The sequence below is a fragment of the Mycobacterium sp. pUA109 genome, from assembly GCF_041287095.1.
In the GTDB taxonomy this organism is placed as follows: Bacteria; Actinomycetota; Actinomycetes; order Mycobacteriales; family Mycobacteriaceae; genus Mycobacterium.
This window is the reverse complement of the sequence record NZ_JBGGKS010000008.1, coordinates 198,429-223,586: the sequence shown is the minus strand read 5'-3', so window position 1 is coordinate 223,586 and position 25,158 is coordinate 198,429. Positions and strand designations below refer to the sequence as shown.

Sequence of the window (25,158 nt, the reverse complement as noted above, 5' to 3'; positions counted from 1 at the left end):
CCCCAACCCAGGAGGATTGCCCGTGCCCACCACGACACCCCCCGCCGGAACGTTCACCATGGCCGAGAACCTGACGGTCGGCCGGATGGGATACGGGGCCATGCAGTTGGCCGGCCCGCACGTCTTCGGCCCGCCCGCCGACCGTGACGCCGCGATCGCGGTGCTGCGCACCGCGATCGAGCTGGGGATCACCCACGTCGACACCAGCGATTTCTACGGCCCGTACATCACCAACCAGATCATCAGGGAAGCGCTGCACCCGTACCCGCAGGATCTGCGCATCGTGACCAAGGTCGGGGCGCTACGCGACGCCGGGGGCGGCTGGCCGACGGCGCTGGCACCCGAACAACTGCGCCAGGCCGTGCACAGCAATCTGGAAAACCTTGGCCTCGACGTGCTCGACGTGGTCAATCTGCGCGTCGGCGGCATCGATAGTCCGGAACCGGGCTCGATCGCCGCACCGTTTACCGTGCTGGCGCAGCTGCAGCAGGAAGGGTTGATCAGACACCTCGGGGTCAGCAATGTCACCGCCGAGCAGGTCGCCGAGGCCCAGTCGATCGCGCCGGTGGTCTGCGTACAAAACCATTACAACCTCGCCCATCGGGTCGACGACGGTCTGGTCGATTCGCTTGCCGCGCAAGGCATCGCCTATGTGCCGTATTTCCCGCTGGGCGGTTTCACCCCGCTGCAGTCCGACACGTTGCGCTCGGTGGCCGACCGGCTCGGCGCCACCCCGCTGGCCGTGGCGCTGGCGTGGCTACTGCACCGCTCCCCCAACATCTTGTTGATCCCGGGCACCTCATCGGTGGCGCACCTGCGCGACAACATCGCCGCCGCGGCACTAGCCCTGCCCGAAGACGCGGTGACCGAACTGAACGGCATCGCCTCGTGACGGGGAACTGAACACCACCCTCCTCGTCTTGCTAGGGTTCGATCAGCAGTCGGCAACGGAGGGGCGCATGCGCCGAATATTGGCCATCATGGCGCTATCGATGCTGGCAACGGGGTGCACGACGACCACCGGCGGCACCGTGGTTGCGGCAGCGAACCTGGGCCACGCCCCGGAGCCGTTGGCGGCGAGCGCACTGCGCGGGTTGCTGCTCACCGAGGGTGAACTCGACAACATCCTGGATACCAGTGGGCTGACGGTGGTCCAGTCCGCCGAGAAGATGTACGTCAATCACACCCCCGACGATGATTGCCTGGCCGCGTGGGTCAACACCGATGAGAAGGTGTACGCGGGGACGAACTGGAGCGCCGTGCGGCGCCAGGAACTGCATGAGGACCGCGAGGATTACCGGCACGCCGTGTTCGAGTCGGTGGTGTCGTTCGACGACTCGCTGGCCGCAGACAAGGCGTCCACCGACCAGGCGAAGAGCTGGCAGCGGTGCGACAACCGGCGCATCAACGAACGCGACGTCGACAACCCGGACGACCCGGACCACTACTGGTCGCTGGAGACCGCCGAGGAGCAGGACGGAATCCACACGATGATCCGGGTCGCCGAGGGCACCGGCGGCTGGTCATGCCAGCGCGGGCTGACGGCGCGCAACAACGTGGTCATCGACGTCGACGCGTGCGGCGAAAACATCACCGACGAGGGCTTGAAGATCGCCCAACAGATCGCGGACAAGGTGTCCGACAAACAGTGATCCGTCACCGCTACCGGCGGTGCCCGGTTTCCCGATGCACGTCGTGGGCGACCGCAAAAGCTTCCCCGGTTTCCAGTTCGGCACCCGACTGGCTCATCAGCACCCGACTGCGGTTCGGCGACAACAGGATCGACAGGGAGTGATGCGGCAACCCCGCGACGAAGGCGAGCCGGTTGATCCGCAGCAGCGGCGAACCGATCGCGGTGTCGAGCAGCTGCGCGGTGCGCGGCCCCGCGACCTCCGCGGTGATCTCGTGCTGCATTCGATCCACGGCGACACCGGCGGCCGATAACAACTCGTAGAGCGATTCTCGGCGCAGCGCTGCGGCGGTCAGCACGCCGGCGAGATCGGCCGGCAGCCAGGCCTCGGTGACCATCAGCGGCTCGCGGGTCCGGCGCTCCCGTCGCACCCGCAGCACGTGCAGCGTGTCACCGGGCTCGCCCAGTGCCGCGGCGACGGCGGACGGCGGGGTGCGGAGATCGCGCTCGAGCACCTCGACTTTGGTCTCGAACTGCACCTGCCGCAGACCGTCGAGGTAAGAGCCCCCGGCCGTCACCCCCGCCACCGGCACACGCGGACGCACGAACGATCCCACGCCGTGCCGGCGTTCGATGTAGCCCTGGTCGGCAAGATCGGCGAGCGCTCGTCGCACCGTGATCCGAGAGACGCCGAACTGATCGCACAGCGCCTGCTCGGTCGGCAGCGCGTCACCGGGAGACAGCGCCCCGCGGGCGATCTCGTCGTGCAGCACCAAGAACAGCTGGCGGTGCAGCGGTACGCCGGCGTCGGTCGACACCGGCGCGGACTTGTCGCCGACCTGCTGCATGGTGGCCATCGTCCCACACCTCCCTTGCCAACCCGACCAAGTTGTTATATGACTATAACAACAGTACAAGTTGGCGAGTGGAGGACCGATGACGGCGGGAGTAGCGCGACGGGCGGCCACCGATCCGGACGGCCCGACCGGGCGGCTGGCCACCTGGGTGGACGAGCTGACCCTGGACGACGTTCCCCGTGCGGTCACCGAACGGGCCAAACACCTGCTGCTCGACGGGCTGGGCTGCGCCCTGATCGGGGCGCAACTGCCCTGGTCACGGGTGGCGAGCGGCGCCGTGCTGGACCTGGAAGGCAAGGGTGACACCGTCGTGATCGGCACCGGGCTCCTCACCAGCGCACCCGCCGCCGCCGTGCTCAACAGCACGTTCATCCAGGGATTTGAACTCGACGACTTTCATCCGACCGCCCCGCTGCACAGCTGCGCGCTGCTCATTCCGGCGCTGATCTCGACCGCGTCGGCGCGGCCCGGAACCACCACCGGTGCGGAGCTGCTGCTGGCGGCGGTTGCCGGGTTCGAGGTCGGGCCCCGGGTCGGTTACACCTTGCACGGCACCCAGATGCTGGACCGGGGGTGGCATTCCGGGCCGGTGTTCGGCACGCACGCGGCGGCGATGGCGTCCGGCAAGCTGCGCGGCCTGACCCCGGCCGAATTGGAGGATGCGCTGGGGTTGGCCGGCACCCAGTCGGCGGGGCTGATGGCCGCCCAGTACGAGGCGATGAGCAAACGCATGCAGCACGGGTTCGCCGCCCGCAACGGCTTCTACGCGGCCGGCCTCGCCGCGGCCGGCTACACCGGAATCAAACGGGTCTTCGAACGCGAATACGGCGGATTCCTCAGCGTGTTCGGCGAGGGGCATGATCCCGAGGCGAGCCTGCTGATTGGCCAACTGGGCCAGCGCTGGGAGACCACGACCATCATGGTCAAGTCGTATGCGGCGATGGGCGGGCTGCACGGCGTCATCGACGCCGCCCGCCAGCTGCGCAAATCCGTGTCGCCCGCGGACATTGCGAAGATCGACATCACCGTCGGCGAAACCGTGTACAAACACGGCTGGTGGACGCCGCAGCGCCCGCTCACCGCGATCGGCGCGCAGATGAACATCGGGTATGCCGCCGCCGCGGCGCTACTGGACGGCAACGTGCTCCCCGAGCAGTTCACACCGGCACGCCTGGACGCCGACGACATCTGGGCGCTGATCGAAAAAACCGCGGTCCACCTCGATGACGCGCTCGCCGATGCCGTTATCACCGAGAAGTTCCGCACCGATCTGGCGGTGACGACCCGCGACGGCGCGGCGCACCGTGTCCGCATCGCCGCCCCGCACGGCGCACCGAACGACCCGGTCAGCAACGACGAACTCGTCGCGAAATTCCATGCGCTGGCCGACCGGGTCACCAGCCGACAACGGGCGACCGCGATCGAACGCGCCGTCATCGGCCTCGAGCACCTCGACGACGTGAACAAACTGGTTGACCTACTGGCCGCCCCGGTGACCGGCGCCCTGGACTGAAAGGACCGCCCATGACAACGACACCCGCCCGGCAGCGCCTGCGGGCCCTGTTGGACAGCCGTCAACTGATCATCGCGCCAGGGGTTTTCGACGGCATCTCCGCGCACCTGACCCGACGCACCGGCCACACCGCGGCGTATCTGACCGGCGCCGGGGTGGCGGCCTCCGGGTTCGGCCTACCCGATATCGGGCTGGTCACCGCGACCGAAATGGCCGAACGCGCGCGGATGATCGTCGACGCGCTGGGTGACCTTCCGCTGATCGCCGACGCCGACACCGGCTACGGTGCACCGGTCAACGTGGTGCGCACCGTCCGGATGTACGACGCGGCGGGCGTGGCCGCGATCCAGTTGGAGGACCAGATCTTCCCCAAACGCTGCGGTCACCTGCCGGACAAGCAGGTCGTCGACGCGGCGGTGTTCGAGCAGACGCTGGCCGCCGCCCTGGACGCCCGTCGCGACGACAACCTGCTGGTGATCGCGCGCACCGACGCGCGGGCCCCGCTCGGGCTGGAGGCCGCCATCGACCGCGCGAACCGCTACGCCCAGGCGGGCGCGGACATCATCTTTGTCGAGGCGCCGCAGGGCAGCGACGAGATCGAGCGCATCGCCCGCGACGTCGACGCGCCCCTGCTGATCAACCTGGTGCTCGGCGGGATGACGCCGCTGGAATCGGCGTCACGGCTGCAGGAACTGGGGTACGCCATCGCGATCCATCCTGGTGACCTGCTGTTCCGCGCCACCTTCGCCATGGTGGAAGCCCTGTGCGCCCTGGGCGGGCGCAACCCGGCCGAGTACCTGCCGACCACCCCCGCCGATTTCTTCAACCTCGTTGGCCTGGCGGAGTGGTCCGAGGCCGACACCAAATACGCACAGCGGCGGGACAGCTCATGGGCCTGACCATCATCGAGAAGATCCTCGCCCGCAAGGCCGGGCGCCCAACCGTGTCGGTCGGCGACACCGTCGTCGTGGACGTCGACATGACGGTGCTGATCGACCTGCAGTTCGCCACCATGTGGATTGCGCCCAACCGCATTCACGACCCGGACAAGCTCGCCGTCATCATGGATCACGCGGTGCCGGCCCCGACGATCAAGGACGCGGCCGGCGGCTCCCAGGCCCGGAAGTTCGTCGCACAGTTCGGCATCGACCGCTTTTACGATGTCGGCCGGCACGGCATTTGCCATCAGGTGATCGCCGAGAACGGGCTGGCGCGGCCCGGAGAAATCCTGGCCTGCACCGACTCCCACACCTGTGCGGCGGGCGCCTACAACACCGCCGCCCGCGGGCTGGGACCCGCCGAGGTGTATTCGATCATGTGCACCGGTGCCACCTGGTTTCAGGTCGCGCCGACCATCCGCTACCAGCTCGACGGCAACAAACCGGACACGGTGAGCGGCAAGGACATCTTCCTGCACATCGCCGACGCCTACGGCGACGCCGCCAACCTGAACCTGGAGTTCGGCGGCCCGGGCCTGGCCAGCATCCCGATGCACGACCGACGCACCATCGCCACCCAGGGCGCCGAGGTGTCGGCGGATTTCAGCACCTTCGAGGCCGACGACGTGTTGGGCGCGTTCCTCGACGACCGCGGGGTCACCGGATACCAGCCCGCCGCACCGGATCCCGATGCCGCCTACCGCGCCGTGCGGCACATCGACCTATCGGCGCTGGAACCCTACGTGGCGCGGCCGGGCACCGTCAGCCGCAACGGGCTGCCGGTCTCGCAGCTGGGCCGGCAAAAGATCGACCAGGCGTTCATCGGGTCGTGCGCCAACGGCCAGCTGGAAGACTTGCAGATCGCCGCGGACGTGGTGCGCGGCAAGACGATCGCCCCGGGGGTCCGGCTGCTGGTCACCCCGGCGTCGCAGGCGGTGTACCGGGAGGCGATGCGGCTGGGCTACCTGCAGGACCTCGCCGACGCCGGCGCCGTGGTCACCAACTCCACCTGCGGCGCCTGTTTCGGCTACCACATGGGTGTCCTGGGACCCGGTGAAGTGTGCATCACCTCCAGCACCCGCAACTTCACCGGCCGGATGGGCAGCCCGGAGGCGCAGATCTTCATGGCCTCCCCGGCGACGGTGGCCGCCTCGGCGGTCACCGGATACATCACCGATCCAAGGAGCGTGACCGTATGACGCTGGCCATCACCGGCCGGGTGTGGGTGTTCGGCGACGACCTGAACACCGACGCCATGTACCCGGCATTTGCGATGAAGATGGATCCGCCCGAAGCGGCCCGACACGTCTTCTACGAGGTGCGGCCCGGCTGGACCGAGCAGGTGGCCGCCGGTGACATCGTGGTGGCCGGACGCAACTTCGGGCTCGGCTCGTCGCGGCCGGTCGCGGCGCTGTTCGGCGAACTCGGCGTCGCGGGCCTGGTGGCCGAGGAGTTCAATTCGCTGTTCTTCCGCAACGCGGTCAACGCCGGGCTGCCCGCCATGACGGTGCCGGATGCCACCACGGTGTTTCGCGAAGGCGACGTCGGCAAGTTCGATCTGTCGACCGGCACCTGGCGCAACGACACCACCGAAGCGTCGGGGTCGGTACCCACCCTGCCGGATCTGATCCTCGACATCATCGCCAGCGGCGGGGTGCTGCCGCGGCTGGCGGCGCAGGGTTATCTACCGGCCGAACTCGGCGAGGTGCTGCGGTCCAGCACGGTGGCGATGCGCGGCGCCGGGAGCGGCGCGTGAGGCTACTGGGCAAGCTGCTCTACCGTGTTCGGGCCGGCGCACGGCGCAGTCCGCTGGCCGCCGCCGAGTTCGATGCACCCGACGCCATCACCGTGCGCAGTGCCGCTTTCACCGACGGCGGTCCACTGCCGCCCTCCAGCGCGGGAGAAGGCGTCGGCGACAATGTCTCACCGGCGCTGACCTGGACTGGGGTGCCGCCCGAAGCCGGGCAGGTGGTGCTCATCATCGACGATGTCGACGTCCCATTGCCCCGCCCGCTGCTGCACACCGTCGCCGTGATCGACCCAACCGTGGACGGTGTAGCACAGGGCGCGCTGCAGCCCGGAACCCCGGGGTTCCGTTTCATCGCCGGTAGTTTGGGCCACTGCGGCTACGCGGGCCCGCGTCCGATTCCCGGCCACGGCCCGCATCACTACCGATTTCAGGTGTTCGCGCTCGATCAGCCCATCCCGGACACCGTCACATCGGCCCACGCGCTGCTGGCCATGATGGCCGGCCACGTCCTGGCCCGCGGGGCTCTGACCGGCACTTATCAGCGCTGACCTGCCGGGCGATGACCGTGAGCCCTAGCGCTCGGGGATCTCCCGGTCGATCGCGTCGAGCCAGATCCGCGCCGACATGTCCGACGGCGCCCGCCAGTCCCCGCGCGGTGACAGCGCCCCACCGGCGGACACCTTGGGTCCGTTGGGCAGCGCCGAGCGCTTGAACTGGCTGAACGAATAGAAGCGCTGCGCAAAGACTTTCAGCCAACGCCGGATCTCCGATAACGGGTAGGCCGGCCGCTCATCGTCCGGGAAACCCGGGGGCCAGCTGCCCTGATCGGCATCTCGCCAGGCGTGCCAGGCCAAAAACGCGATCTTGGCCGGCCCGAATCCGCGCCGCAGCACCTGGAACAGCGAGAAATCCTGCAGCACATAGGGCCCAACGGTGTCCTCGCTGCGCTGGATTTCCTCATCCTCGCCGGCCGGCACCAGCTCCGGGGTGATTTCGGTGTCCAGCACCGACTGCAGCACCCGGCACACCTCGTCGTCGAACTGCCCGGAGCTGATCACCCACCGGATCAGGTGCTGGATCAGGGTTTTGGGCACCCCGCCGTTGACGTTGTAGTGCGACATCTGGTCGCCGACCCCGTACGTGGACCAGCCCAGCGCCAGTTCGGACAGGTCACCGGTGCCCAACACGATGCCGCCGCGCTGGTTGGCGATCCGGAACAGGTAGTCGGTGCGCAGCCCGGCCTGCACGTTTTCGAAGGTGACGTCGTACACCGGTTCACCGCGACCGAACGGGTGGTCCATGTTGGTCAGCATCAGTTTGGCGGTGTCACGGATGTCGATCTCTTCGAAGGTGACGCCTAATGCCTTACCCAGCGCGATCGCGTTGCCCTTGGTGCGCTCCCCGGTCGCAAAACCCGGCAGGGTGAACGCCAAGATATCGCTGCGCGGCCGGTTTTCCCGGTCCATCGCGCGGGCGGCGACGATCAACGCGTGCGTGGAGTCCAAACCACCCGAGACGCCGATCACCACCTTCGGGTAGTGCAGGGCCCGCAGCCGCTGCTCGAGCCCGGCCACCTGAATGTTGTAGGCCTCGTAGCAATCTTGTTGCAGCCGTTGCGGATCCGACGGCACGAACGGGAACCGCTCCACCTCGCGGCGCAGCCCGATGTCGCCGGTCGGTGGGCCCACTTCGAACTCCACCCGCCGAAACGACTCCGCCGACCCGCGATGGTGGCGCCGGTTGTCGTCAAAGGTGCCCATCCGCAGCCGTTCTGCGCGCAGCAGCCCGGTGTCGACGTCGGCGACGCTGCGCCGCTCCCCGCGCGGGAACCGCTCGCTTTCGGCCAGCAGCGCACCGTTTTCCCAGATCATGGTTTGGCCGTCCCAGGCCAGATCCGTCGTCGACTCGCCCTCCCCGGCGGCGGCGTACACGTAGGCGGCCAGGCACCGGGCCGAGGCCGAACGGGCCAGCAGGCACCGGTCCTCGGCGCGCCCGATGGTGATCGGGCTGCCGGACAGGTTGGCCAGCACCGTCGCGCCGGCCAGCGCGGCCTCCGCACTCGGCGGCACCGGCACGAACATGTCTTCGCAGATCTCGACGTGCAGCACAAAGTCGGGCAAATCGGTGGCGGCGAACAACAGATCCGGGCCGAACGGCACCGGGTGCCCCGCGAAGGGGCCGCCGAGCCCGATCACGCCGCGCTCGTCGTCGCCGGGCGCCAGCTGACGGCGCTCGTAGAACTCCCGGTTGGTGGGCAGATACGACTTCGGCACCACACCCAGCACCGACCCGCGGTGCACCACGACCGCGGTGTTGTACACCCGGTGCCGATGGCGCAGCGGCGCGCCGATCACCAGCACCGGCAACAGCTCCGTCGAGGCCGCCACCACGGTGTGCAGCGCCGTCTCGACGGCATCCAGCAGGGTGTCCTGCAGCAGGATGTCCTCGATCGAATAGCCCGACAGCGTCAGTTCCGGGAAGACCGCCAGCGCCGCACCCTCGTCGTGGCAGTCACGCGCCAGCCGCAGCACCGAGTCGGCGTTGGCCGCCGGGTCACCAATCGCCGCGTGGTGGGTGCACGCGGCGACCCGCACGAACCCGTGCCGGTAGGCGTTGTAGAAGTCCATCGTCCTCCCATTCTGGCCTGTCCGGTGTCAATACGTGGCCAGCGGGTATCAGAAGGTCATGAGCGATACCGCCGTGCTGGTCGTCGACATGCTGAATAACTACCGGCATCCCGACGCTGAGTTGCTGATACCCAATGTTGCCGAGATCGTCGAGCCGCTGGCCGGCCTGGTGGACCGCGCGGCCGACCGCGACGACGTTGACCTGGTGTATGTCAACGACAACTACGGTGATTTCACCGCCGACTTTGCCGACCTCATCGCCTCGGCGCTGGCCGGGGCGCGGCCGGACCTGGTGCGCCCGATCGTTCCGGCCGCCGGCAGCCGGACCATCACCAAGATGCGGCACAGCGTGTTCTACTCCACCCCGCTGGAGTATCTGCTCGGCCGGTTGGGCACCAAACGCCTGGTGCTGGCCGGGCAGGTCACCGAGCAGTGCATCCTCTACAGCGCGCTGGACGCCTATGTACGCCACGTCCCGGTGGTGGTGGCCACCGACGCTGTCGCGCATATCGACGCCGACCTGGGGGCGGCGGCGCTGCAGATGATGCAGCGCAATATGGCCGCCGAGCTGACCACGGCGGCGGCCTGCCTCGGTTGAGCTGGCTGCCCGGTTCCGCGAGCGTGCGCAGAATGCCAGCGTCCGCGGCGTGTCGCCGTACAACTGCGCACGCTCGCGCGGGAGGGGAGCCCGCCACGCGGCGGCTACCCTCGACCTCGTGGATGCCCCCGCATTGGTCGCGCTGCTGGCGGGTCGGCGCGTGGCGGTGCTCACCGGCGCCGGCATCTCCACCGACTCGGGGATCCCCGATTACCGCGGGCCGGATTCCCCGCGGAGTAACCCGATGACGATCGGCCAATTCACCGGGGACCCGGTGTTTCGGCAGCGCTACTGGGCCCGCAACCACGTGGGCTGGCGGCATATGGCGGCCACCGTGCCCAACGCCGGGCATCGGGCGCTGGCCGCCCTGGAACGGGCGGGGGTGGTGACCGGGGTGATCACCCAAAACGTTGACCTGCTGCACAGCAAGGCGGGCAGCCGCACCGTGGTCGACCTGCACGGCAGCTACGCGCGGGTGGTGTGTTTGGGCTGCGGCCGCACCCGCAGCCGCGCCGCCCTGGCCGAGCGGTTGGAGGCGCTCAACCCCGGGTTTCTCGACCGCGCCGAGGCCCTCGGCGGGATCGCGGTGGCCCCCGACGCCGACGCCGTGGTCGCCGACACCGCGTCGTTTCGGTATCTGGACTGCCCGGCCTGCGGCGGCATGCTCAAACCCGACATCGTCTACTTCGGTGAGAACGTCCCCAAAGACCGTGTCGCGCAGGCTGCGTCGCTGGTGGCGTCGGCCGACGCGCTGCTGGTGGCCGGATCGTCGCTGACGGTGTTCTCCGGGTACCGGTTCGTGCGCCAGGCCGCCGCGGCCGGCATCCCGGTCGCGATCATCAACCGGGGCCCCACCCGCGGCGACGCGCTGGCCACCGTCAAACTCGACGGTGGCTGCTCGCCGATCCTGGCGCTGCTGGCTGCCGAGCTGGCTCAATCCCGGGTGTAGCTAGACCACCGGGCGGGCGAATTCGGTGGTCACCGCGTCGTCCGGTACCGCCACCGCCGGCGCCGGGGTGGCGTACTTGCGGACCGGCATCGGCCACCAGAACCAGCGGCCCAACAGCGCCGCGATCGACGGCGTCATGAACGCGCGGACCACCAGGGTGTCGAACAGCAGCCCCAGGCAGATCGAGGTGCCCACCTGACCGATGGCTTTCAGGTCGCTGGAGATCATCGAACCCATGGTCAGCGCGAACACCACACCGGCCGCGGTGACCACCTTGCCGGAGCCGCCGACCCCCCGGATGATGGCGGTGTTCAACCCGGCGCGCAGTTCTTCTTGCAACCGCGACACCAACAGCAGGTTGTAATCCGAGCCCACCGCCAACAACGCAATGACGGTGAACGGCATCACCATCCAGTGCAGCGGCAGCCCGATGATGTGTTGCCAGATCAGCACCGACAGGCCAAAGGACGACCCCAGCGACACCGCGATGGTTCCGACGATCACACAGGAGGCGACGACGGCCCGGGTGATGATCAGCATGATGATCAAGATCAGGCTCAGCGACGCGATCGCCGCGATCATCAGGTCATAGCTCACCGCTTCGCCGATGTCGTGATACGTGGGCGCCGTACCGGCCAGATACATCAAGGATTCGTCGAGCGGGGTCCCCTTGACGGCGTCCTGGGCGGCTTCGAGCTCGGCGGTGGTGGTGGCCAACGCGGTGTTACTGGCCGGGTCCCCCCGGTGGGTGATGATCATTTGCGCCGCCTTGCCGTCGGGCGACAGCATCAGTTTGAGGCCCTTTTGGAAGTCTTCGTTGTCGAAGGCTTCCGGCGGCAGATAGAACAGGTCATCGTTTTTGGCCTCGTCGAAGGCCTGTCCCATCACGCTGGCGGTGTCGGCCATCCGCCCCATCTGGTCGACCAGGCTGGTGTAGCTGCTGTACATGGTCGACAGCGTCGCCTGGACCCCCTTGGCCGCCGTGATCAACGGCGGCAGCTCCTCGTTCACCGCCCGCAGCGCGGTGTCCAGCTGGCTGAAGTGGGTGTTCATCGTTTGCATGTTGTCGGTCAGGGTGTCCAGGCTGTCCAGCGAGTCAAAGATCGACCGCAGCCCCCAACACATCGGGATGTCGTAACAGTGCGGCTCCCAATGGAAGTAGTTGCGGATCGGCCGGAATTGGTCATCGAAGTCCGCGAATTCGTCGCGCATCTGCGCGGTCGTGTCCTGCATGACCTTGGTGTCGTCGAGGGCCAAGGTGTTGACGTCGGCGAGGTTGGACATCTTGGCGTGCATGCGCTCCAGGGTGGCGATCATGTCGCCGACGTTGCCGATCATCGTGTGCATATCGGCCATGCGTTCTTTCAGATACTCCAGGTTCTCGTTGATCGGCACCGCCTGCATGCTCACCTGAAAGGGCACCGAGCTGTGGGCGATCGGCGCGCCCAGCGGTCGGGTGATGCTTTGGACCTTGTTGATCCCCTTCAGCCGGAAGATGCTTTTCGCGACCTTGTCCAGCACCAGCATGTTCGCGGGGGTGCGCAGGTCCTGCTTGGCCTCGATCAAGAGGATGTCCGGGTTCATCCGCGCCTTGGAGAAATGCTGATCGGACACCTCAAGTCCCTTGATCGCCGCCAGCCGATCGGGCACGTAATACCGTTCGTTGTAGCTCACCGAATACGACGGCAGGATCGCCAGGCCGATCAGCGAAACAATGCCGGTCGCCGCCAGGATCGGGCCGGGCCAGCGGGCGATGGCGGTGCCGATCCGCCGCCACCGTCTGGTGCTGATCGCGCGATTGGCCTCCATCAACCCGAAGCGGGTGGCCACCAACAGCACCGCGGGGGTGATGGTGAGCGCGGCGGCCACCACCACCAGCATGCCGATAAAGCAGGGCACCCCCAGCGTTTGCAGATACGGCAGCCGGGTGAAGCTCAGACACAGCGTCGCCCCGGCGATCGTCAGACCGGAGGCCAGCACGACGTGCGAAACACTGCGGTAGGTCGTGGCATAGGCGGCCATCCGGTCTTGGCCCTGCGCGCGTGCTTCCTGATAGCGGCCCAGGAAAAAGATCACATAGTCGGTGCCCGCGGCGATCGCCAACGAGGTGATCAGGCTGACCGCAAACACCGAAAGGCCGAACAGGTGGTGCTGGCCCAGGATCGCGACCACCCCGCGCGAGGCGCCCAACTCGACGAACACCACCAACAGGATGAGCAGCACCGTGGTGATGGACCGGTAGATCATCAGCAGCACCAGGGCGATCACCGCAACGGTGATCAGCGTCATCTTGGTGAGGCTTTTATCGCCGGCGTTGTTCATGTCCGCGGTCAACGCCGCCTGGCCGGTCACGTACACCTTGAGGCCGGGCGGCGGCGGATCGTGAGCGACGATGTCGCGCACCGCCTGAACGGAATCCTTGCCGGTGGTGGTGCCCTGGTCCCCCACCAGGTTGATCTGCACGTACGCCGCTTTGCGGTCCGAGCTTTGCGCACCGCCGGCGGTGATCCGGTCGCCCCAAAAGTCCTGCACGTGCTCGACGTGGGCGGTGTCCTGGGCGAGCCGGCCGATCAGGTCCTGGTAGTACTCGCGGGCGCGCTCACCCAGCGGGGCGTCGCCCTCCAACAGCACCATGGCGATGCTGTCGGAGTCGAACTGCGCAAACAACGCCCCCTGGCGCTTGAGCGCCTGGTAGGACTGCGACGCCCGGGACGCCAGCGACACCGAGTTCTCTTTGCCGACCACTTCGAGTTGCGGGACAACGACGTTCAGCACCACCGTCAGGCCGAGCCAGACCACAATGATCGGCACCGGAAACCGGCGCACCAGGTTCGCCGCGCGGTCGGACCAGCTGGGGGCGCCGTGTCTGCTCATGCCGCCTTCACCAGGCAAAAGGTCTGGGCGTTTGCGGTGTGCACCGCATGCTCGTCGCGGACCGCGCCGTTGACGATGATGCGACAGCCCAGCGTCCCGCTATCCCCCTGCGCGACGACGCTGGCGAACACCGTCGGCAGCGTGGTGGTGATGGTGAACGACCACGGCAGGTCGGTGAAACTCGCCCGCTGCGGCTGCGTCTGCTCGTCCAGGTAGTGGACTTGGCCGGTGGTCCCGGCCGGCCCGAACACCTCGTACACCACATCCTTGGGGATGACGTTGGCCGAGTCGTCCTTGTCGCCGACGGCGGCATTGATGTTGTGCGAGCCGAAGATTCCGTGCAGGCGGAACACCGCATAGCCGGCCGAGGCGATGATCGCGAGCACCACCAGCGGGACCCAGGCCCGGGTCAACCACCGCCCCCGTTGTCGCTGCACGGTCGACACGTTAGACGCTCGCCGGATCGGCGTGGGCGTGGGTCCGGGTCGCCACGGTGCCCGACACCAGGTCGCCGCTGAGATACAGGTCGCGGGTGCGGGACCGCTGCACCTTGCCCGAGGAGGTCTTCGGCAGCTGACCGGGCTCGAGGAGCACCGCGTCGGCCACGGTCAACCGGGTGCGTTTCCACACGGCGCGCCGCACCAGTTGGTCGTGGTCGTCGCGGGCGGCATTGCGTTCGGCGACCACGATGATCTGTTCGGTGTCCTCGCCGGGCACCGCGAACGCCACCACGTTCCCTTTCCGGATGCCCGGCACGTCGGCGGCCGCCCATTCGACGTGCTGCGGATCGTAGTTGCGGCCGTTGACGATCAGGATGTCCTTTTTGCGCCCGGTGATGTACAGATCGCCGTCGACGATGAACCCGCGGTCGCCGGTGGCCAGCCACCCGTCCGGTAGGAACGCGGAGGCGGTCGCCTCCTCGTTGCGGTAGTACCCGGCGGCCAGCGACGGGCCGCGGAACTGCACGTCGCCGACGCGGCCGGCGGGGACCTCGCGTCCCTTTTCGTCGGTGATGCGCACCGCGTGCCCGTCGGCGAACACCCGGCCGCAGCTGACGAAGGTGAGCGCCTCCTCGCCGGTTGCCGGCGGCCTCACCGCACCGGTGCCGTGGTAGGCCTCCGCGGCGACCTCCAGTCGATGGAACGGGCGGTCCAACCGGTCCAGGGTGATCCCCAGTGTGGCCTCGGCCATGCCGTATCCGGGCACCACCGACTCGGGCGGAAGCCCGTGCGCGGCGAATTTCTCAATGAACGCATCCAGCGTGTCGGGGTGGATCGGCTCGGCGGCGCAACCGAATACCCGCATGCTCGACAGATCCCATCCGCCCTCCGGCGGGGTGGCCTTCTTGGTCGCCAAGGCGTAGGCGAAATTCGGGGCGAACGACATGGAGCCGCGTTGCCGGGAAATGGTGTCGAGCCAAATGCTGGGGTCCCGCAGGAAGGCAAGCGTCGGTAAAAACGTGGCGTTCAGCGAGAACAGCAGCGGCGCCAGCATTTTCCCGATCAAACCCATATCGTGGTACAGCGGCAACCAGCTCACAATGTGGTCGACCTCGTTGCAGCCCAGCGTCGACACGAACGATTCGGTGTTCACCCACAGCGACGCATCGGTGACCACCACCGCCTTGGGTTTGCCGGTGCTGCCGCTGGTGAACTGCAGGAACAGGGTGTGGTCGGGTCGGCGCGCGGCGGGCTCCAGCAGCTCCTCGGCGTCCAGCGCGTCGGCATGCGCCACCGCGGTGAGCTGCCCGGCGAATCGTTGGCTCAGCCCCAGCGCCTGGTCCACCCACTGCGGCGCAATGAGCCGGGTGACGCTGGCCGACTCCAGCAGGCCGCCGATGTAATCCAGGTAGGCGTCCTGTTTGCCCAGACCGACCGGCGGATACAGCGGGACCGGGATGGCGCCGGCCCACACCGCGGCTAAAAAACTGGTCACGAACTCCCGGGCGTCGGGCACGATCAGCGCCACCAGGTCGTCGCGGCCGATGCCGCGGGCGACCAACGCGCTGGCCGCGCGGGCGACCAATTCGCGCAACTCGGCGAACGAGACGAAGGTTTCGCTGCGGTCGTCACCGACGAAGGTGAAGCCCCGGTGACGTTGTGGCGCATGCAGGTTCAGGGCCTCGACCACCGACTTGGGGGCGCTCTGTTGGGGCATGTGTTTCTCCTTCTAGGCGATGGCGCGATCAGCCAGGTTCCGGTACTCGCGGGCCAGGCTGCCCACGGTCCGGTCGATTTGCTCGAAGCTGTGTTGGGCGGTGATGAAGAACCGCAGCCGCGCCTGGTCGTTGGGCACCGCGGGATACATGATCGGGTCCACGTTGACGCCGGCCTCGCGCAGCCGCGACGCCAACGACAGGCAGCGCATCGAATCACCGACGACGAACGGAATGATCGGGGTGTCCTTGCTGTCCCCGTACGGCAATCCGTACGCGGTGAACGCCGAGCGCATGTAGTCGGCGTTGGCGTGCAGCGCGGAGATCCGCTCGGGTTCGGCGCGCAGAATCTCGATCGACGCCAACGCGGCGGCGGTGGACGCCGGTGGCAGCCCGCAGCTGTAGATGAAGCCGGGCAGGCTGTATTTGAGGTACTCGATGAGCTCCCGCGAACCGCCGAGGTAGCCGCCGCAACTCGACAACGATTTCGACAGCGTTCCCATCCAAATGTCCACCTGGGAGCGGTCGACACCGAAGTACTCGCCGACTCCCCCACCGTGGGCGCCCAGCACCCCGATGGAGTGCGCCTCGTCGACCATCAGCATCGCGTCGTATTCCTTGGCGATCTCGATGAACGCCGGCAGGTCCGCGATGTCACCGTCCATGCTGTAGACGCCCTCGATCACCACCAGGGCGCGGCGGTACCGTCCGCGCACATTGCGCAGCAGCTCACGCAGATGGGCGGCGTCGTTGTGCCGGAACGGCCGCCGGGTCGCACCGGACAGATGGCAGCCCTGCATGATGCTGTCGTGGGCCAGCGCGTCCGGCAGCACGATGTCGTGCTCCCCGAGCAGATGCCCGATGGCGGTCACGTTGGTGGAGTGCCCGCCCACCAACGTCACGGCGTCCTCGACGTGCAGCAGCCCGGCGATCGCGGCTTCGAGTTCGCGGTGGACGGGTTTTTCCCCGGACAGCAACCGACTGGCCGACACCGAGGTGCCGTAGCGGGCGGTGGCGTCCTGGGCGCGGCGGGTGACCCGGGCGTCGCCGGACAGACCTAGGTAGTTGTAGCTGGAGTAGTTGATCAGCACCCGCTGGCCGATCTGGGTGGTGTCGTTGACGACGCGTTCGTGCACCGTGTAGTAGGGGTTTTCGATGCCGGCGTCGTGGAACGCGGTGAGCCGTTGCTGCAGCGCCTGCCATTCGGGAAAGTCGCGGATCCCGCGTTCGGGCGGCGGGGCGGCGGCGGGCACCGGTTCGGCCGGCGCCGCTGCGGGTGTCACGCCGTCGGGCCCGCCGACCCAGTCCAGCACCGCCTGCACCGTCAGGTCACCCGGGTTGATCTGCGGCACTTCGAAGTCCGGGTAGTACACGCGTAACCGGTTGATCAAGTGGGTGAGCATCAGCGAGTCGAACCCGAGGTCGCCGACCAGGGCGTGCTCGGGCTTGAGGTGGCTCACCTCATAGGAGCCGACGTGGGCGATCTCGGCGAGGACGACCTCCGGGCGTGCGGCGGCGCCGGCCGGCTGCGCCGGCGCCGGGCTCGGCGGCGCCGGCGCAGCGGGCAGCTGGTTGCCGGTGTCGTCGAGCCACTGCGCGACCACGGCGGTCTGTTCCCGCCACAACGCGACGATGTCTTGCATGACCATGACGGTGTCCTTGTCCTTCGTGTCGGTGCGGCGGTCGACGGCAACCGGGCCCGGCTCGGGCGCAGCCGCGGCCGGCGTGACCACGGTCGCCACCGACCGGTGCGGTGCACTCTTCAACGGCCACAAGGGTTTCGCCGGCGGGGCCGGGTCGGACAGCAAGGCGCCACCGCCGCTGCCGTACCGGGGCAGCGGCACCCGCAGGCCCAGGGCACGCAGCTGCCCGCGCAGCCGGTTGACCGCCCGCTGCGCGTCGGCACCGAAGTCGCCGGCCGAGATCAGCCGCTCGGGGGGCGCTCCGGCCGCCCGGGCCAGGTTCAGCAGCGTTGCGCCGCCGCCGATCTCGACGAAGACCGTGCCCTCGGTGCCCACCGTGGCCAGCGCCTCGGCGAACCGGACCGGCGCCAGCGCATGTTGACGCCAGGCCCGGCGCACGTCGTCGGCGTCGCGGTAGCGGTGCGCGAACAGGCAGGAGACGAATTCCAGCTGCGGGTCGGCCAGGGTGAGCGCGTCCACGTGCGCGGCGATCTGGGCGTTGGCGGGTTCCAGCAGCGGGCTGTGGAACGCATGCGACACGTCGAGTGTCTTGTACGCCACGTCGGCGTGGGCCAGCCGTTCCGCGGCCCGGGTCAGCCCGTCGCGGGTTCCGGCCACCACCGTTTGTTGGGGCGCGTTGAGGTTGGCGATCCACGCCGAAGATTCGTCGTCGAGCAGGGCCTGCACGGTCGGCTCGTCGGCTCGGCACGCCAGCATCCCGCCGGCGGGGATGTCGGCGTTGCCGATGGCCTCACCCCGCCGCGCGGCGAAATGCACGGCCTGCTCCGGGGTGAGCACACCGGCCAGCGCCGCCGCGCTGAACTCGCCGACGCTGTGCCCGAGGACGACGTCGGGATGCACCGCCGCCGCCTGCAGCAGCTGCGCGACCGCCAGCTGGGTCACCAGCAGGGCGGGCTGGCAGCGGTCGGTGGCGGCCAAGGCGGCCGCGGACTCCGCGCTGGGCTCGGCCGGGTACATGGTCGCCAGCAGCCCGGGGCTGTCGGCGGCGGCCGCCAGCCGTTCGATGGCCCGGGTCAGCGCCGGGTCCGCGGACCGCAATGTGGCGGCGTCGCTGACCTTTTGCGAGCCTTGGCCGGCGAACAGGAAACACAGCCGCGGCGCGTCGTCGCCGGGCGGGCGGTCCCGGTACCAGATGCCGTCGGCCACCACGACCGCAGCGGGCTCCTCGGATTCCAGGGCGGCCACCGCGGTGTGCAGCTGCTCACGCAGCTCGGCCGTCGACGCCGCCAGCAGCACCAGTTCGGCGCCCCGGTCCGCGCGCCGCGCCAACGTGGTGGCGACACCGCCCAGCTCGACGTCGGTGTCGAGGTCGTCAAGCAGGGCCCGGCACCGGAAGGCGACCTCGGCCGCGTTTCGGCCCCGCACCGGGATCAGCCAACTCGACGCCGGCGCGGTGGCGCGCTCGGCGTGCGCGGCTTCCAGCAGCACGTGCACGTTGGTGCCGCCGAAGCCGAAGGCGCTGACCCCGGCGATGTGCGCGCGGTCAACGGCGGGCAGCTGCTGGGGGTTTCGGGGCACCACCAGGCCGCGCTCGGCCAACCGCAGCTCGGGCCGCTCGTCACCAAGCTGGGGATGCGGGGGCACCACCCCGTGCCGCAACACCAGCGCGGCCTTGATCAGCCCGATCACCCCGGCGGCCGACATCGCGTGCCCGACATTGGCTTTCGCGCTGCCCAGGTAGCGCGGCGACCCGTCCCGGGGTGGCAGGCACCGGCTCAACGACTCGACTTCCACCGCATCGCCGACCACCGTGGCGGTGCCGTGCGCTTCGATGTAGTCGACGTCGGCCGCCGACAGCCCCGAGTCGGCGAGGGCCGACTCGATGGCGGCGCGTTGGCCGCCGACCTGGGGTTCCATCGCCCCGGCGCCGCCGCCGTCGCTGGTGCAGCCGATGCCGCGCAGCCAGGCATACACCTCGGCGTCGTCGGGGACCGCGTCTTCGCGGGTCAACACCACCACGCCCACGCCTTCGCCGAGCACGAAACCGTCGGCGTCGGCGTCGAACGGCCGGCACACCCCGGATTTGGACACCGCGCCGATCTTGGAGAACAGCACCAGGCCGTCGGGTACCAGGTTCAGGTGCACGCCCGCGACGACGGCGATTTCGCACTGCCCGGCCCGCAACGCCAGCACCGCGTTGTACAGCGCGACCAGCGACGACGCGCAGGCGGCGTCGATGGCCATCGACGGTCCGCGCAGGTTGAAGCTGCGGGTGATCGCGGCCGCCGCCATGTTCAACAGCGAGCCGGGCATGGTGAACGCCCGCACCGGGGGCACCGCGGCGGCCAACTCATCCAGGCCGGTTTCGCTGCGCGCCCCGAACGCGCCGGTGCTGAACTGGGTGGCCCGCAGTGGAGCCGTCATCAGCTCCCGGAAGTCGCTGGCCGAGATGCCCACGTACACGCCGACTTTCCGGCCGGACAGCGTCTGCTCGTCCAGTCCGGCGTTGTCCAGCGCCGCGCGGGTCGCGGTCAGCAGAATCCGGTGCTGCGGGTCCATCACTTCGGCTTGCCGCGGTGAAATACCGAAATCGAGCGGATCGAACCGATCGATGTCGGTCACCGTGGCCATCACATCGCTGTAGGCGGAGTTCGGCGCCCGGCCCTCCGGATCGAAGAACGGCCGGTGGTCCCACCGATCCGACGGCACCTGACCGAACGCCGAACGCCCGGACGCCAGCATCTGCCAAAACGACTTCACGTCCGCGGCGCCCGGGATATTGCACGCCATCCCCACCACAGCCAGCCGGGTGCCGGTCTGCGAGTCCCCAGTCATGTCAGCGTCTTTCGTGGCTCAGCGGGCGGCGACTGCGGCTTCGGAGACCGCCGACCGCACCACCTCGGCCAGATCGGCCAGTGTCTCCACGGTCATCAAGGACCGCGGCGAGAACGACACCCCGGTTTCTTCTTCGAGGTAGGTCAAAAACTCCATGGTCTGCACGGAGTTGTAGCCAAGATCCGCGATTTCGAGATCTGGCGTCAATTCGGGCAGTTCAATAGTGGCCACGGAAAGAAGGCCATCCTTGACGAGATCCAGCACATCGTGGTGTTGGGTCACAACCGTCATCTGTAATCTTCTCCAATCATCGCTATCCATTTTTTTGGCGTTTCGAAAAAGCCACTGCCCTGCACTGCTTAATCAATTGCCCAATTGCGGTCGACTTCGCGCTGGCCGAACGTGTCCCGGACCCTCGTCGAGGTCACCGGCTCGCCCTGCTGACGGCAGCCGGATGCACCGCGACACACCTCGGTGAAGTCGCTGGTAGAGGGGTTGATACGGCCGTACCGCCGATGCAGCGCCGTCCACGACCGGGTAGCTGTTGCCGCCTGGTCGAATTGAAGAGTAGTCTTTACACCGCTCGGAAATGTCCTTTCATGAGTCAAAACACGTAGTTTCGCGACCACGGTTACTCGTGGGTGGGCAGAGCACAGTCGACGAAGTTGCCGCTTCGTCGGCTGCGGACCCCCTACTGGTTTCAGCAACCATTAGGGGGTCCAAACCTATAAGGCTCGTCGAGCGTCGTGGTTTGCCCTGATTACACGGTTTCGCCCGAAGCGCGGGCACCGACCGTCTGTGATACACGGACCGGAAAGAGCAAGCAGCACAGTAGATGCAGGCTGATCAACGTCGGAAGCCTTACTGCGCGCTAGTCGGCATACTTACCTCCATTTCTGCCAATTCGCTTGCCCCGACCCTGTGGATTTAGAACCGCGTCGTTCATCCACGACGATGATGCAACACGGGTTACCGCGAACTCACGCCACGACCACGCTCTGGTTGGCACGTCCGAAGTTCACGTCGCCAGCATAGCGTAGCCGGATGCGCATATGTTTCCACGGATCGGCGCCCGACCTGAACGGGGTCGACGCTCTCAGCAGCAGCAACGTAATCGGGCGGTCACTTGACCAGCCCTTTGCAGCGCGCCTGCGAGTTACCTTACAGTTCACTGTGCGCGGCCGAGTCGGGTGAGGCCGACGCTGGCGTGCCCCGGTCGTCGATCGGCGCGAGTGGGTGTGCTATGTTGCTAGTTCAGTTGGTGGGCGGTTTTCGTTGGGCCGCTGGGCTTTTGCTGGGACTCCGCTTTCGGCCATACGTCGCGAACTGACCAGCCACGATGCCGAGCTGGCGACCACGCGGGCCGAGATCGTCTGGGGCGCGCTGTACCTCGAGCCCATCTCGACGGGCTCGCGGCGCGGCGAAGCAGCAGCTACACCGCGACCAGGTCGTCGGCGTGCACGGCCGGGCGACGCAGCTCGGCGGGCAGCTCGGCGGTGGAGCGGCCGATCATTCCTGCCAGTTCGGTGGCGTCGTAGGCGACCACGCCGCGCGCCACGACCGCGCCGTCCGGTCCGCACAGTTCGACGACGTCGCCGCCGGCGAACCGACCCGTCACCGCGGTGATCCCGGCCGACAGCAGCGAGCGGCGCCGGCCCAGCACCGCCTCGACCGCCCCGGCGTCCAGCGTCACCGACCCGGCGGCGTCCGCGGCGTAGCGCACCCAGAACTTCCGCGCCGACATCCGGTTCGCCCGGGCGGCGAACACGGTGCCCACCGAGGCGTCGCCCAGCGCGGCGGCGGCGTCGGCGGCCGCGGCCAGCAGCACCGGCACCCCGGCGTCGGCGGCCAGCAGCGCCGACGACAGCTTGGAGGCCATCCCGCCGGTGCCCAGGTGGCTGCTCTGCCCCGCCACTACCCCGTCCAGGTCGGCGGGCCCGGTGACCTCGGGGATGAACCGGGCCGTGCCCTTGCGGGGGTCGGCGTCGTAGAGGCCGTCGATATCGGACAGCAGCACCAGCGCGTCGGCGCCGACCAGATGCGCCACCAGCGCCGAGAGCCGGTCGTTGTCGCCGAACCGGATCTCGTTGGTGGCCACCGTGTCGTTTTCGTTGACGATGGCCACCGCGTGCAGCGCCCGTAGCCGATCCAGGGTGCGTTGGGCGTTGGTGTGCTGCACCCGCATCGCGATGTCGTGCGCGGTCAGCAGCACCTGCCCGACCGTGCGCCGATAGCGGGCGAACACCGCGCTCCACGAATTGACCAGGGCGACCTGGCCCACGCTGGCCGCGGCCTGTTTGGTGGCCAGGTCGGTGGGGCGCTTGGACAGCCCCAGCGGTTCGATGCCGGCCGCGATCGCCCCGGACGACACGATGACGACGTCGGAGCCGCCCGTCATGCGGGCCTCGATCGCCTCGGCCAGCGACGCCAGCCGCCCGGCATCGAACACCCCGGTCGGGGTGGTCAGTGCGGTGGTGCCGACCTTGACGACCAGGCTGCGCGCGCTGCGCACCGCCTCCCGGGCGCTACTCATCGGCGCCGCTCCTCCTCATCGCTGCGCTCTGCATCGTCGCCGGCGCTACTCATGCTCGCGGCGGGCCCGGCGCGCGGCTTTGCGTTCGGCGGCGCCGACCCGGTCGGTGCGGTCCAGCCGGGCGTCGGTGCCGCGCCCGGACAACGCGACGTCGACGCCAGCCGGGGTGGCCGGCTCCCAGTCGAAGGTCATCTCCCCGATGGTGACCGCGCAGCCGGGTTTGGCGCCCAGCCGCAGCAGTTCGTCCTCGACGCCCAGCCGCGCCAGCCGGTCCCCCAGGTAGCCGACCGCCTCGTCGTTGTCGAAATTGGTTTGGCTGATCCAGCGTTCGGGCCGCGCCCCGTGCACCACGAAGCCGCCCTGTCCGTCCGCCTCCACGGTGAAACCGGTGTCGTCGACGGGGACCGGGCGGATCACCGGCCGGCGTGCCACCGGCGGCGGCTGGGCTTCGCGGTACGCGGCGACCAGCTCCCACAACGCGAACGTCAACGGCCGCAATCCGTCCCGGGTGACCGTGGACACCTCGAACACCGGCCAGCCGCGGGCGGCGGTGATGTCGTCGCGGACGAACTCGGCGAGTTCCCGCGCGTCGGGCACGTCGACCTTGTTGAGCACCACCGCCCGGGGCCGTTCGGCGAGGTTACCCAGCGCCGAATCCCCCTGCAGCGTCGGCTGATAGGCGGCCAGTTCGGCTTCCAGCGCGTCGATGTCGGAGATCGGGTCGCGGCCCGGCTCGGCGGTGGCGCAGTCGATGACATGCACCAGCACCGCGCAGCGCTCGATGTGCCGCAGAAAGTCCAGCCCCAGGCCGCGCCCGGCCGAGGCACCCGGGATCAGGCCGGGCACGTCGGCGACGGTGAAGGTGTGCTCACCGGCCGACACCACCCCCAGGTTCGGCACCAGGGTGGTGAACGGGTAGTCGGCGATCTTGGGTTTGGCCGCCGAAATCGCGGACACCAGCGACGATTTCCCGGCCGACGGGAAACCGACCAGGCCGACGTCGGCGACGGTTTTCAGCTCCAGGGTCAGGTCGCGGGCCTGGCCCTTCTCGCCCAGCAGCGCGAAGCCGGGCGCTTTGCGGGCCCGCGACGCCAGCGCGGCGTTGCCCAGACCGCCGCGACCACCGGCCGCGGCCTCGAAACGGGTTCCGGCGCCGACCAAGTCGGCCAGCAGCCGGCCCTGCTCGTCGAGCACCACGGTGCCGTCGGGAACCTTGACTTCCAGGTCGGCACCGGCGGCCCCGTCGCGGTGAGCACCCATGCCCTGCTTGCCGTTCGGGGCGGTGATGTGCGGCCGGAAGTGGAAGTCCAGCAAGGTGTGGACCTGCGGGTCGACGACCAGCACCACACTGCCGCCGCGGCCGCCGTTGCCGCCGTCCGGACCGCCCAATGGTTTGAATTTCTCGCGGTGCACCGAAGCGCAGCCGTTCCCGCCGGAGCCCGCCCGCACATCGATCACGACGCGGTCGACAAACCGAGGCATCGGGGTTCCTCTCGCTCGCCGAACGTGCAGTCATGGCGAAATTTAGCCGTGATTCCCGCCCTGGGTGCACGTTCGCGAAGCCAAGGGCCAGCCGCTAGGCCACCGGGACGATGTTGACCGTCTTGCGGCCGCGTTTGAGGCCGAATTCGACGGCGCCGGCCTCCTTGGCGAACAGCGTGTCGTCGCCGCCGCGGCCGACGTTGACACCCGGGTGGAAGTGGGTACCCCGCTGCCGCACCAAAATCTCGCCGGCCTTGACGACCTGGCCCCCGAACCGCTTGACGCCGAGCCGCTGGGCGGCGGAATCCCGGCCGTTACGTGAGCTGGAAGCGCCCTTCTTGTGTGCCATCTCTGCTCGCTCCCTCGCCTACTTGATGCCGGTGACCTTGAGCACGGTCAACCGCTGACGGTGACCCTGCCGCTTGTGGTAGCCGGTCTTGTTCTTGAACTTGTGGATGCGGATCTTGGGGCCCTTGGTGTGCTCGAGCACCTCACCGGTCACCGCCACCTTGGCCAGCGCCTTGGCATCGGTGGTGACTTTGGCGCCGTCGACCACCAGGGCCACCGGCAGCGACACCGAGGCGCCGGGCTCGGAGTCCAGCTTCTCGACCTTGACCACGTCACCGACGGCAACCTTGTACTGTTTGCCGCCGGTCTTGACGATTGCGTACGTCGCCATCGCTTCCTCTGCTCTGCGGGCGCGCGCTACCGGTCGGCTGCGCGCACGGGTCGGGGGTGCGGGTTCGTTGGGTATCCCGCCGTCGCCGGCCAGCG

Annotated in this window: 20 protein-coding genes; 9 read left to right on the top strand and 11 right to left on the bottom strand. The window is 68.6% G+C overall.

Translation table 11 applies throughout. The features are described 5' to 3' along the window. Window positions 1-16 precede the first annotated feature (16 nt). Both ACAG26_RS11870 and ACAG26_RS11865 read left to right on the top strand, forming a co-directional pair. Window positions 17-892: an aldo/keto reductase family oxidoreductase gene (locus tag ACAG26_RS11870; protein WP_370482386.1), complete on the top strand. Its 876-nt coding sequence runs from the start codon at window positions 17-19 to the stop codon at window positions 890-892. 67 nt (window positions 893-959) lie between these two features. Then, window positions 960-1,652: a sensor domain-containing protein gene (locus ACAG26_RS11865; protein WP_370482385.1), complete on the top strand. Its 693-nt coding sequence runs from the start codon at window positions 960-962 to the stop codon at window positions 1,650-1,652. Between the two features lie 10 nt (window positions 1,653-1,662). On the opposite strand, the gene ACAG26_RS11860 is transcribed toward ACAG26_RS11865, so the two are convergent. Next, window positions 1,663-2,487: a GntR family transcriptional regulator gene (locus ACAG26_RS11860; RefSeq protein WP_370482383.1), complete on the bottom strand. Its 825-nt coding sequence runs from the start codon at window positions 2,485-2,487 to the stop codon at window positions 1,663-1,665. Between the two features lie 79 nt (window positions 2,488-2,566). On the opposite strand from ACAG26_RS11860, the gene ACAG26_RS11855 reads away from it, so the two are divergent. The 5 genes from ACAG26_RS11855 to ACAG26_RS11835 are packed head-to-tail and all read left to right on the top strand — an operon-like array spanning window position 2,567 to window position 7,236. Further along, on the top strand, window positions 2,567-4,000 hold the full coding sequence (locus tag ACAG26_RS11855) for an MmgE/PrpD family protein (protein ID WP_370482381.1): 1,434 nt from the start codon (window positions 2,567-2,569) through the stop codon (window positions 3,998-4,000). Window positions 4,001-4,011: 11 nt separating this feature from the next. Further along, window positions 4,012-4,899, top strand: coding sequence for an oxaloacetate decarboxylase (locus ACAG26_RS11850; RefSeq protein WP_370482379.1), 888 nt, complete (start codon window positions 4,012-4,014; stop codon window positions 4,897-4,899). Beyond that, window positions 4,890-6,137 carry an aconitase/3-isopropylmalate dehydratase large subunit family protein gene (locus ACAG26_RS11845; protein ID WP_370482378.1) on the top strand — a complete coding sequence of 416 codons (1,248 nt, stop codon included), beginning with the start codon at window positions 4,890-4,892 and terminating at the stop codon, window positions 6,135-6,137. The genes ACAG26_RS11850 and ACAG26_RS11845 overlap by 10 nt, the downstream gene beginning before the upstream one ends. An 8-nt stretch (window positions 6,138-6,145) precedes the next feature. Further along, window positions 6,146-6,694, top strand: a complete 549-nt coding sequence (locus ACAG26_RS11840; protein WP_370482415.1) for a 3-isopropylmalate dehydratase — start codon at window positions 6,146-6,148, stop codon at window positions 6,692-6,694. Next, a complete protein-coding gene (locus ACAG26_RS11835) occupies window positions 6,691-7,236 on the top strand; it encodes a YbhB/YbcL family Raf kinase inhibitor-like protein (protein WP_370482376.1) in 546 nt (181 codons plus the stop codon). Before ACAG26_RS11840 ends, ACAG26_RS11835 begins: the two co-directional genes overlap by 4 nt. Window positions 7,237-7,260: 24 nt before the next feature. Here the strand turns inward: ACAG26_RS11835 and ACAG26_RS11830 are convergent, their stop codons facing one another. Then, window positions 7,261-9,315, bottom strand: a complete 2,055-nt coding sequence (locus ACAG26_RS11830) for an NAD(+) synthase (RefSeq protein WP_370482375.1) — start codon at window positions 9,313-9,315, stop codon at window positions 7,261-7,263. Between the two features lie 58 nt (window positions 9,316-9,373). Between ACAG26_RS11830 and ACAG26_RS11825 the strand changes: the two genes are divergently transcribed. Together ACAG26_RS11825 and ACAG26_RS11820 are read left to right on the top strand one after the other, a co-directional pair. Beyond that, window positions 9,374-9,913: a cysteine hydrolase family protein gene (locus ACAG26_RS11825; RefSeq protein WP_370482374.1), complete on the top strand. Its 540-nt coding sequence runs from the start codon at window positions 9,374-9,376 to the stop codon at window positions 9,911-9,913. Between the two features lie 118 nt (window positions 9,914-10,031). Beyond that, entirely contained in the window at window positions 10,032-10,862 is an 831-nt protein-coding gene (locus ACAG26_RS11820; RefSeq protein WP_370482372.1) for an NAD-dependent protein deacetylase, read from the top strand. Here ACAG26_RS11820 and ACAG26_RS11815 read toward each other — a convergent pair whose 3' ends face one another. The 9 genes from ACAG26_RS11815 to rplU all read right to left on the bottom strand — a co-directional run bounded on the left by ACAG26_RS11815 (window position 10,863) and on the right by rplU (window position 25,063). After that, entirely contained in the window at window positions 10,863-13,736 is a 2,874-nt protein-coding gene (locus ACAG26_RS11815) for an RND family transporter (RefSeq protein WP_370482370.1), read from the bottom strand. Further along, window positions 13,733-14,173 carry an MmpS family transport accessory protein gene (locus ACAG26_RS11810; RefSeq protein ID WP_370482368.1) on the bottom strand — a complete coding sequence of 147 codons (441 nt, stop codon included), beginning with the start codon at window positions 14,171-14,173 and terminating at the stop codon, window positions 13,733-13,735. Before ACAG26_RS11810 ends, ACAG26_RS11815 begins: the two co-directional genes overlap by 4 nt. Window positions 14,174-14,183: 10 nt before the next feature. Next, complete coding sequence (locus tag ACAG26_RS11805; protein ID WP_370482367.1) at window positions 14,184-15,893, bottom strand: fatty acyl-AMP ligase; 1,710 nt, start codon at window positions 15,891-15,893, stop codon at window positions 14,184-14,186. A gap of 12 nt (window positions 15,894-15,905) precedes the next feature. Then, window positions 15,906-20,369, bottom strand: a complete 4,464-nt coding sequence (locus ACAG26_RS11800) for a type I polyketide synthase (RefSeq protein ID WP_370482366.1) — start codon at window positions 20,367-20,369, stop codon at window positions 15,906-15,908. Window positions 20,370-20,387: 18 nt separating this feature from the next. Further along, window positions 20,388-20,660, bottom strand: a complete 273-nt coding sequence (locus ACAG26_RS11795) for an acyl carrier protein (RefSeq protein WP_370482365.1) — start codon at window positions 20,658-20,660, stop codon at window positions 20,388-20,390. A 1,141-nt stretch (window positions 20,661-21,801) separates the two neighbouring features. Next, on the bottom strand, window positions 21,802-22,902 hold the full coding sequence (proB, locus tag ACAG26_RS11790; RefSeq protein WP_370482364.1) for a glutamate 5-kinase: 1,101 nt from the start codon (window positions 22,900-22,902) through the stop codon (window positions 21,802-21,804). Window positions 22,903-22,947: 45 nt separating this feature from the next. After that, window positions 22,948-24,384 (bottom strand): GTPase ObgE, encoded by a 1,437-nt coding sequence (obgE, locus tag ACAG26_RS11785; RefSeq protein ID WP_370482362.1) that lies wholly within the window; start codon window positions 24,382-24,384, stop codon window positions 22,948-22,950. 94 nt (window positions 24,385-24,478) lie between these two features. Continuing rightward, complete coding sequence (gene rpmA, locus ACAG26_RS11780; protein ID WP_370482360.1) at window positions 24,479-24,733, bottom strand: 50S ribosomal protein L27; 255 nt, start codon at window positions 24,731-24,733, stop codon at window positions 24,479-24,481. 18 nt (window positions 24,734-24,751) lie between these two features. Continuing rightward, complete coding sequence (rplU, locus tag ACAG26_RS11775; RefSeq protein ID WP_370482359.1) at window positions 24,752-25,063, bottom strand: 50S ribosomal protein L21; 312 nt, start codon at window positions 25,061-25,063, stop codon at window positions 24,752-24,754. Between the last annotated feature and the right edge of the window lie 95 nt (window positions 25,064-25,158).